This is a genomic window from Streptomyces sp. NPDC001868, from assembly GCF_040297125.1.
GTDB lineage: Bacteria > Actinomycetota > Actinomycetes > Streptomycetales > Streptomycetaceae > Streptomyces.
In genome coordinates this window covers 1-8,176 of the sequence record NZ_JBEOYO010000116.1, presented here as the reverse complement: position 1 = coordinate 8,176, position 8,176 = coordinate 1, and the positions used below count along the sequence as shown (strand labels likewise).

Below are 8,176 nucleotides of genomic sequence, written 5' to 3'. Positions count from 1 at the left end.
TCCGGTGCGGGTGGTGGTCGCGGCGATGGACTGGACAATGACTTCATGGCTGGTCAGCGGGCGGCCGCGCCAGTTCATGGTGATGTGCGAGAACATCCGGTGGTGAAGTCGGCCCGGGGCGCGGTCTCGTCTTTCGATCGAGCCGTTTCCCCGGAGCCGCTTCCCGCACCCGGCGTGCCGCTCTCACGGCACCGGGCGCTCCACAAGTCCCGTTCAACCAAGGACAGTCGTCTTCATCCGGTGGTCGGCCAGGGTGAAGGGATGACCGTTCCCCGGTATCGGTAGCGCGTGGTGCGTACCTTGCCGGGATCGAACAGCATCCGTTTCTCCCCTGATGGCCACCAACCCCCACCGCAGTAGCGGCGGCGGAGGTCCTTCCTGTTGATCCGGTGGTGCTTGCGGCGCAGCCATTTCATGACCTGGCCCCATGTGTACGAGCTGAGGTACTGGAAGGTCGCGCTGGACACCCCGGGGCGGAAGTACATGCACCAGCCGAACAGCATCTTGTTGATCTGGATGAGCAGTTCGTCCAGCGGCAGGCCGGTGGCTGTTCCGCGGCGGATCGTCTTGACCTTGTCCATCGCGGCCTTGAGGGCCTTGCGCGAGGGATAGGTGTAGACGTAGCTGCGGCTGGAGCCCCGTTTGCGGTGGCGCTGGATGCGCCACCCGAGGAAGTCCAGCCCCTCGTCGATATGGGTGATCAGAGTCTTCTCCACAGACAGGCGCAAACCCATCGTGGACAACACCTCCGCGATCTCCTCGCGCAGAGCTTCGGCGTCGTCCTTGATGCCGGAAACCATCAGACACCAGTCGTCCGCGTACCTGGAAAGCCGGTAGTTGGCGAGACCTTGACGACGTCGCTTGGCCCTCGCCCAGGGCATGGACCCCGGGCCTCCCGGCGCCTGGGCGATGTACTCGTCCAGGACCGACAACGCCACGTTGCTCATCAACGGCGAGAGAATCGAACCCTGTGGGGTGCCGACGGTGGTCTCCCGAAGCAGACGGTCCTCCCCGAGGATGCCCGACTTCAAGAACGCCTTCACCAGGGCCAGGACGTCTTTGTCTCCGACGCGCTTTCGCACCCGGTCCATCAGGGCGGAGTGTGAAATCTCGTCGAAGCAGGCTTTAATGTCGCCCTCCACGATCCACTCATACGACTTGGACGTGAAGAAGCGCACCTCGGCCACCGCGTCGTGGGCCCGGCGGTTCGGACGGAACCCATAGGAGCACGGGAGGAAATCCGTCTCGAAGATCGGCTCCAGCACCAGCTTCAAGGATGCCTGCACCACCCGGTCCGCGATCGTGGCGATCCCCAGCCGACGTAACTTGCCGCCGACTTTGGGGATCATCCGCTCTCGCACCGGCAGCGGACGGAAACTACGGTCCTTGATGTTGTCCCGCAGCCCGCCGAGGAACTCCTCGACACCCGTCCGCTCCACGATGGACGCCGCAGTACGGCCATCCACCCCGGCGGTCTTCGCACCCCTGTTGCCCCGCACCCGATCCCACGCGACCAGCAAGAACGCGGGATCGGCGACAAGGTTGAACAGATCATCGAACCTGCGATGAGGATCATCACGGGCCCAACGGTGCAGCTTCGTCTGGATCTCCAGTACCCGTCGGCCCGCCACATACGTGACGGCCTCAAGTTCGTCGGTATTCACCGGCGAAAACCTCCTGGTCTTCCAGCACTTCTGCCACGGACTTGCTGGCCCCCTTCGCCATGTGCGCACCTCTCGTGCGCTCGGACTACTACGGGACCTCCGCCACGTCCTGGAGCCGTCGGCCGACGACGGGCCTGCCCACCGGCTGACTGGATGTCAGCCGGGAAGGGCACCTCCAGCACGCTTCCCACGTTCACCACTCTCCGGTCGACGAGTGAGCCGCCCAGCTCTACCCCGACAGCATCGCCACGCCTACGCCGCAGGCATTCAGCGTGGCCTCCTCACCAGCATCGAAAGACCGGCTTCGAAGTCGCCGCCCACGAGGGCGACGTGCGCTGCACCCGGCCCATATCCTCCAGATTGGAGCCGGTGGAACACTTACGGGACGTCAGGCACTGGTTCCTCTCGTACGGCGTCTCGTCTTGCTTGCCGGACACGCGCCGTCTGGAAGTACCGACGCGCTCCGTCGTTGTCAGGGCTGCTCCCACCTCTCCGCGCGTCTCCACGGATCGGCTGCCCTCAGCTTCACCGGGCTGCTGCGACAGCCCGGCAGCAGGGGTCTTTCACCCCTGCCCGGTAACAGTGGCGCCTCGTGGCGCACCTCGATCTTGTTCCACTTCGATGTACCCGGCGGCAGATGACACACCGTGATCGTCAGCCCGGTTTCGGCCGCGAGCCGGGCGAGTTCGAGCTTCCAGGCCCGGGTGCGGTAGCCGTTCGAGCCTCCCGCGTCGGCGGTGATCAGCAGTCGCGTCGCCTGCGGGTAAGCGACCCGACCCTGGCCGCACCACCAGCGGCGGATCGATTCCACCGCGAATGCCGCGGTGTCGTGATCGGTGCCCACGTTGACCCAGCCGGTGTTCGCCGCGAGGTCGTAAATCCCGTACGGGACGGCCTTGCCCAGCTGGGGGTCGGCGAAATCCGGGCTTCCTTTAGGTAGCTTCCGAAGGTGGCTTCCCAGCGGGCCGCGTGGCGCTGGTTCCAGCCCGGGGACGTTCGTTCTCCCAGGCGCTGCAGGAGTTGGCGCCATGCGTCGGCCAGAGGGGGAACGGGCGAGGTTGTGGGACGTCCGTGCAGGATGTCGCGGTAGACGTCGAGCAGCCGGGCGGTGCGGGCGGTGTCGGCTTGGCGCGGGCCGGGCTTGTCGAAGGAGTCGTCCCACAGCCAGGTCCAGCCGATGAGGTCGTTGAGCAGGTCGAGGTCCTCGCCCCGTGCCCAGGGGTGGGCATTCGCGACGAAGAGGGGGAAGTCCGCGGCGCGGTAGGCGGCCTCCGCCTTCGGGTCCGGCCACAGTCCCGTTCTTCGACCCAGGCCAGGTGGTGGGTTCGGGCCCGATCCACGTCCGGGCTGATGTGGGCGGGCCAGGGCATGTTGAGCCGGCTGGAGTCGAGGAACGGGACGGCGGTCACGGCGGGTACCTCCTGGCAGGGCGGGGCCGGTGGTCAGGCGGGTGTCGGTGATGCGGAAGCGGCGTGCGGGTCGGCAGGCGGGAACGGGGGTGCATGTGTCATGAGGCCCTCACGGTGGCCGCACGGGCGATCTCCAGCAGTGCCGCGGTCACGGCAGGGGGGAACGGTGCCCGGGCCAGGGCCTGTCGCGCCTGTTCGTGGCGCTCGCGGATGAGGTGTTCCACGGTGGTGCGGGCACCGGTGGCATCGAGGATCCGGCGGACGCGGGCGGCGCCGTCCTCGCCGAGAGCGCGGTTGCCGATCAGCCCGCGAAGGATGCTCTGCTGGGCCGGGCCGGCGCGTTGCATCGCCAGGGCGACCAGCACGGTGTTCTTGCCGTCGCGCAGGTCGTCCAGGCACGGCTTGCCCGTCACCAGCGGATCGCCGAACGCGCCGAGCAGGTCGTCACGGAGTAATTGTCAAGACCTGTGGATCAGTTAGGTGTGTGACTGTTCGCGATAGCTGGCGGATGTTCATGCAGTTTGGCGAGCCGGGCAGCGGACGAGTGGGGCCGGTGTGCGGGTTGCGGGCAGCGGACGAGTGGGGCCGGTGTGCGGGTTGCGGGCAGCGGACGAGTGGGGCCGGTGTGCGGGTTGCGGGCAGCAGCCTTCTCGCCGGCCTGGGCGCATGCGGCCGGAGAACGGCGCAGGCCTTCGCTGCGTCCACATCGCCGCGAAGGCCCTACTCCGTACGCGTTGTCAGATCAGGGAGACGGCGACCAGCGCGACGGCGGAGCCGCCGAAGACCACGGTGTTGCGCAGGTAGGTCTGGGCGCGCACCCAGTGGGGGAAGGCGCCCTCGGCGGCCTGGAGGAAAGGCTCGACTTCGACGCGGGCCAGCTCCGGGTCGTCCTTGCGGCGGAAGGCGGCCTCCACGGACTTCACCGCGGTGAGGTTGCTGTAGACGATCACCGCGTTCATCAGCAGCACCAGCGAGGAGAATATCCAGGTCAGCAGCTGGGCCAGGTCGGCGCCCGCGAAGTTCACGGCGGCGGTGGCGGTCATCACGGCGGCCACGGCCACCGGGGCCGCGGTCTCGTGACCGCCGGCGTCGAACCGGAGCCTGTTCTCCTCCAGCACCTCCGGACGGACGTTCTGGCGGCGGAGCTCGGCCACTGCGGCGGCCTTCGCAGCGGGGCCGAAACGGTGGCGGACCAGCGGGATGCTGATGAAGGCGGCGGCAACGAGCAGCTGCATGACGGCGGCAAGGGTGTTCACGGGGCTCTCCTTAGACTTGCACTTAGTTCAACTGGCTGGCCGAGAAGACGGTAAGCCCAGACTTGAACAGTGTGCAAGTGCCTTCTTGAACTTTGTGCAAGTGCTGCGTACGGTGAGGCCATGGCACGCGACACCCTCACCCGGCACCAGATCGTCCGCACCGCCGTCGAGCTCCTGGACGCCGAGGGCCTCGAGGGGCTCAACATGCGCGCCTTGGGCAACCGGCTCAACTCCGCCGCCACGGCCATGTACTGGCACGTCAAGAACAAGGACAACCTCGTTCTGCTCGCCACCGACCAGGTGTGGAGCGAGCTCACGCTGCCCGACCTTGATGCGGTCGACTGGCGCACCGCGGCCACCGCCATGGCCACCGACCTGTACGCGATGTTCACCCGGCACCCATGGCTGGTGCAGGTCTTCACCGCACACGTCGTCTACGGCGAGGGCAAGGCCCGCCACGACGACCACAGCCTCGCCGTCTACGAATCCGCCGGCTTCACCGGCGCCCAGGCCGACCAGGCCGCGGCCGCCGTCTTCACCTACGTCCTCGGCAACGCGGCCGGCGCCGCCGCGACCGCCTCACTCACACGGAAACTCAACGAGGCCCACAGCACCGCCGAAGAGCAGTTCCAGCACACCATGACCAAGGCGCAGGAGATCGCCATGCGCTATCCGCGCCTGCGCGCCCGGCTGGACACCCAGGCGGCGGCCGACTACGCCGCCGCTCCCGACAAGACCTTCGAGTTCGGCCTCCAGGCCCTCCTCGACGGCCTGGAGGCCGAACTCGCCGCATAGACCGACCCGAATCCCCATCGGTCAAGTCGGTCAGTAGCAGCCCGCAGGCCCTGCCCTCGGTGAAGGTGCGTCGTACGTCATCGCACGCGACGCCCTCACCGAGAAGGAACGCGTACGACGGCGCTTTCCCGACGCCCCGCCCTCCGATCTGAAGCTGCTGCCCTCTCCGGTCGCCAACCCGTGGGGGGGCGCTGTCACGTTGTTGGGTGGGTAGGTGTCTGATGGTGCGTCGTGGCGTGGTGAAGCCCGGTTCCGGGTTGTGCTCAGCCTGCGGTGGCGAGGTCTGCGACTCCGGTGATCTGCTCCCAGATTGCGAAGCGGACGGTCATCTCGGCGCGGTAGGCGTGTGCGGGCATCAGGTGGCGGCGGGGCCGGAAGTGGGGCGAGATGCCGCTGAACGCGGACAGGAACCGCTGGGCCCCGCCCACGGAGCGGAAGCCTTTCATCGCGCGCTCCCGCTGCCTGGCTGGCTGGTGGCTGTTCTCGGCCCGGTTGTTGAGGTACTTCGACTGCCGGTGCTCGACGGAGGGCATGACCTCGCGGTGGGCCGCCCCGTAGGAGCGGAGCTTGTCGGTGACGATCACCCGCGGCACTGTGCGGGTCTTCTTCATCAGCCTGCGGAAGAAGCGTCTGGTCGCGGCCTTGTCCCGCCGGTTCTGCACGAGGATGTCGAGGACGTTGCCGTCCTGGTCGACGGCCCGCCACAGGTACCGCTGCACGCCGTTGATCTTGACGAAGACCTCGTCCAGGTGCCACTTGTCCCCGGACCGGGGCTGCCGGCGGCGCAGCGCGCCTGCGTAGGTCTGCCCGAACTTGCCGCACCAGCGGCGGATCGTCTCGTAGGAGACGACGATCCCGCGCTCGAGCATCAGCTCCTCGACCTCGCGCAACGACAGCGGGAAGCGGAAGTACAGCCACACACAGTGGGAGATGACCTCGACCGGGTACCGGTGCCCCTTGTACGACGGCGACACGGCCCCCACGGACAGCCCCCTCCAGCACGATCTACCAGAAGATCATTCCACCGGTCAGCCAACGTGACAGTGCCAAGGAGGCAGGCAAGCGGACGAAGGCGAGCCGCTGCCATGGATCGCGATAAGGGCCGGGAACGGAGTTCACCCGGCCGATCCGGCCGGGAGGCCCGCCGGCGGCGGCCGGGCGCTCGGAGCCGGCCCTGTCGAGGGGTCAGCCGAGGGAAATGACGACCGACTTGGTCCTCGTGTATGCCTGCAGCGCCTCCGGCCCGGATTCGCGTCCGTAGCCGGACTGCTTGACGCCGCCGAAGGGCACGGCGGGATCGAGCATGGCCCAGTCGTTGACCCAGACGATGCCGGCGTCCAGTCGCGCGGCGACCCGATGGGCGCGCGCCAGGTCGGAGGTCTGCAGACCGGCGGCGAGTCCGTACGGCGTGCTGTTCGCCAGCGCGATCGCCTCTTCCTCGGTGTCGAAGGGCTGAACCGTCAGCACCGGGCCGAAGATCTCCTCCTGGACGGTGCGGGCGTCGTTGTCCAGGCCGGCGATGACGGTGGGCTTGAAGTAGTAACCGCCGTCGAGTTCCAAGCGCTCACCGCCGACGACGATGCGGCCGCCGCCCTCGACGGCCGCTTTAACGAAGCGCTCGACGTTCTCCACGTGCCGCTCGCCGGCCATCGGCCCGACGACGGTGGCCGGGTCGAAGGGGTCGCCGACGGGGACCGCCGGAACCGCGTCGGCGAGGATACCCAGCGTGGTGTCGTACAGGGACCGGTGGACCAGCAGCCGGGGTCCGCCCATGCAGAACTGTCCGGTGTTGAAGACGAAGGCCTTGATGATCGCGCCGGTCGCCTTCCCGACGTCGGCGTCCTCGAAGACGATGTGCGGCGCGTTGCCACCCAACTCCATGGTGACCGGCTTGAGTTGCTCGCCGGCCGTGCTCGCCGCAAGGCGGCCGACCCTCGTCGACCCGGTAAAGGCGATCTTGTCGACGCCCGGATGACGCAGCAGTGCCTCACCCAGGACGGGGCCGCTGCCGGTGACGACGTTCACCACACCCGGGGGAACGCCGGCGTCGGCGAGGATCTCCGCCATCAGCAGCGCGCTGAGAGGCGTCTCGTCGGCCGGTTTGTGGACGATGGTGTTGCCTGCCGCCAGGGCGGGGGCGAACTTCGACGTGCTCAGGATCAACGGGAAGTTGAACGGGGTGATCGCTCCCACCACGCCGATGGGCTCCCTGCGGGTGTAGGCGTGGGAGGGTATGGGGAGTTGCCGTGTGGCCCCGTCGAGGCTCTGCGCCTGCGCCGAGTAGTACTCGTACGTCTCGGCCACGGTCTCCACGTCGACCGCTCGGCTGAGCGAGACGGGCTTGCCGACGTCGAGGCTCTCGACGGCGGCGATCTCGTCCGCCCGTTCGCGCACCAGATCGGCCACTCGGTGCAGCACCCGGGCGCGCTCGCGGGCCGGCGTCCGGGGCCACGGCCCCGTGTCGAAGGCCTCGCGTGCTGCGGCCACCGCGGCGGCGAGATCGCTGCCGTCGGCTTCTGCGACCGTGGTGACGACTTTTCCGGTGGACGGGTCGATGACGTCGCGCCGCTCCTTGGACTCCGCGTCCCGCCACTCTCCGCCGATGAACAGCCTGCCCGGTTCGATGTGCGGTCGCTGCACGCTCATGGCCCGCTCGCCCTCCCGGTGCGGCACGCAGCCGTCACCGTGCTCACGCCGGTCGCGCCACTGCGGCCGGCAGGTTCTCGGATGATGGCCCAGGGGTGACGGCCTGGACAGAGAGCCGGGAGTTGAGTGCCGGAAGTAAGGACGAATGACGTATCCCGGGCACGACGTTCAGCCTTGCCAGGTCGGCCTGCTGTCGAGTGGCGCGCCTTCGCGGTCCGTGCTCCCACCGGCCCGGCAGCTTTCCGTCCGATGGACCGAGGAGAGTCAGGACATTCGTCGCTGTGCACAATTACTTGAACTCTCAAGAATTGATCCAGGAGCCCAGCCGGACCGGCACGGCCCGTCTTGTTTTCCGTGGAAGGACGATCGATGACAAGTTCTCTCGCACGCAGGCAGCTTCTCGGCG

Annotated in this window: 7 protein-coding genes and 2 pseudogenes; 1 reads left to right on the top strand and 8 read right to left on the bottom strand. The window is 68.0% G+C overall.

Going from position 1 to position 8,176, the window contains the following annotated elements:
- The 6 genes and pseudogenes from ABT147_RS46745 to ABT147_RS46720 form a co-directional block, all read right to left on the bottom strand.
- Window positions 1-111 (bottom strand): annotated as a pseudogene (locus ABT147_RS46745) (ISAzo13-like element transposase-related protein); the annotation flags it as partial.
- Between the two features lie 122 nt (window positions 112-233).
- Window positions 234-1,664, bottom strand: a complete 1,431-nt coding sequence (gene ltrA, locus ABT147_RS46740) for a group II intron reverse transcriptase/maturase (RefSeq protein WP_351418568.1) — start codon at window positions 1,662-1,664, stop codon at window positions 234-236.
- Window positions 1,665-2,136: 472 nt separating this feature from the next.
- The gene (locus ABT147_RS47540) at window positions 2,137-2,694 is read right to left on the bottom strand and encodes an ISAzo13-like element transposase-related protein (protein ID WP_502983286.1); all 558 of its coding nucleotides are present in this window, start codon (window positions 2,692-2,694) and stop codon (window positions 2,137-2,139) included.
- Window positions 2,646-2,828: pseudogene (locus ABT147_RS46730) on the bottom strand (hypothetical protein); the annotation flags it as partial. The pseudogene ABT147_RS46730 and the gene ABT147_RS47540, both read right to left, overlap by 49 nt.
- Before the next feature lie 343 nt (window positions 2,829-3,171).
- Window positions 3,172-3,513 carry a polyprenyl synthetase family protein gene (locus ABT147_RS46725; RefSeq protein ID WP_351418570.1) on the bottom strand — a complete coding sequence of 114 codons (342 nt, stop codon included), beginning with the start codon at window positions 3,511-3,513 and terminating at the stop codon, window positions 3,172-3,174.
- A gap of 297 nt (window positions 3,514-3,810) precedes the next feature.
- Complete coding sequence (locus ABT147_RS46720; RefSeq protein WP_351418565.1) at window positions 3,811-4,329, bottom strand: hypothetical protein; 519 nt, start codon at window positions 4,327-4,329, stop codon at window positions 3,811-3,813.
- A gap of 120 nt (window positions 4,330-4,449) precedes the next feature.
- Between ABT147_RS46720 and ABT147_RS46715 the strand changes: the two genes are divergently transcribed.
- Entirely contained in the window at window positions 4,450-5,124 is a 675-nt protein-coding gene (locus ABT147_RS46715; protein ID WP_351418563.1) for a TetR/AcrR family transcriptional regulator, read from the top strand.
- 263 nt (window positions 5,125-5,387) lie between these two features.
- On the opposite strand, the gene ABT147_RS46710 is transcribed toward ABT147_RS46715, so the two are convergent.
- The gene (locus tag ABT147_RS46710; protein ID WP_351418560.1) at window positions 5,388-6,107 is read right to left on the bottom strand and encodes an IS6 family transposase; all 720 of its coding nucleotides are present in this window, start codon (window positions 6,105-6,107) and stop codon (window positions 5,388-5,390) included.
- A gap of 202 nt (window positions 6,108-6,309) precedes the next feature.
- Window positions 6,310-7,770: an aldehyde dehydrogenase family protein gene (locus tag ABT147_RS46705; RefSeq protein WP_351418558.1), complete on the bottom strand. Its 1,461-nt coding sequence runs from the start codon at window positions 7,768-7,770 to the stop codon at window positions 6,310-6,312.
- Between the last annotated feature and the right edge of the window lie 406 nt (window positions 7,771-8,176).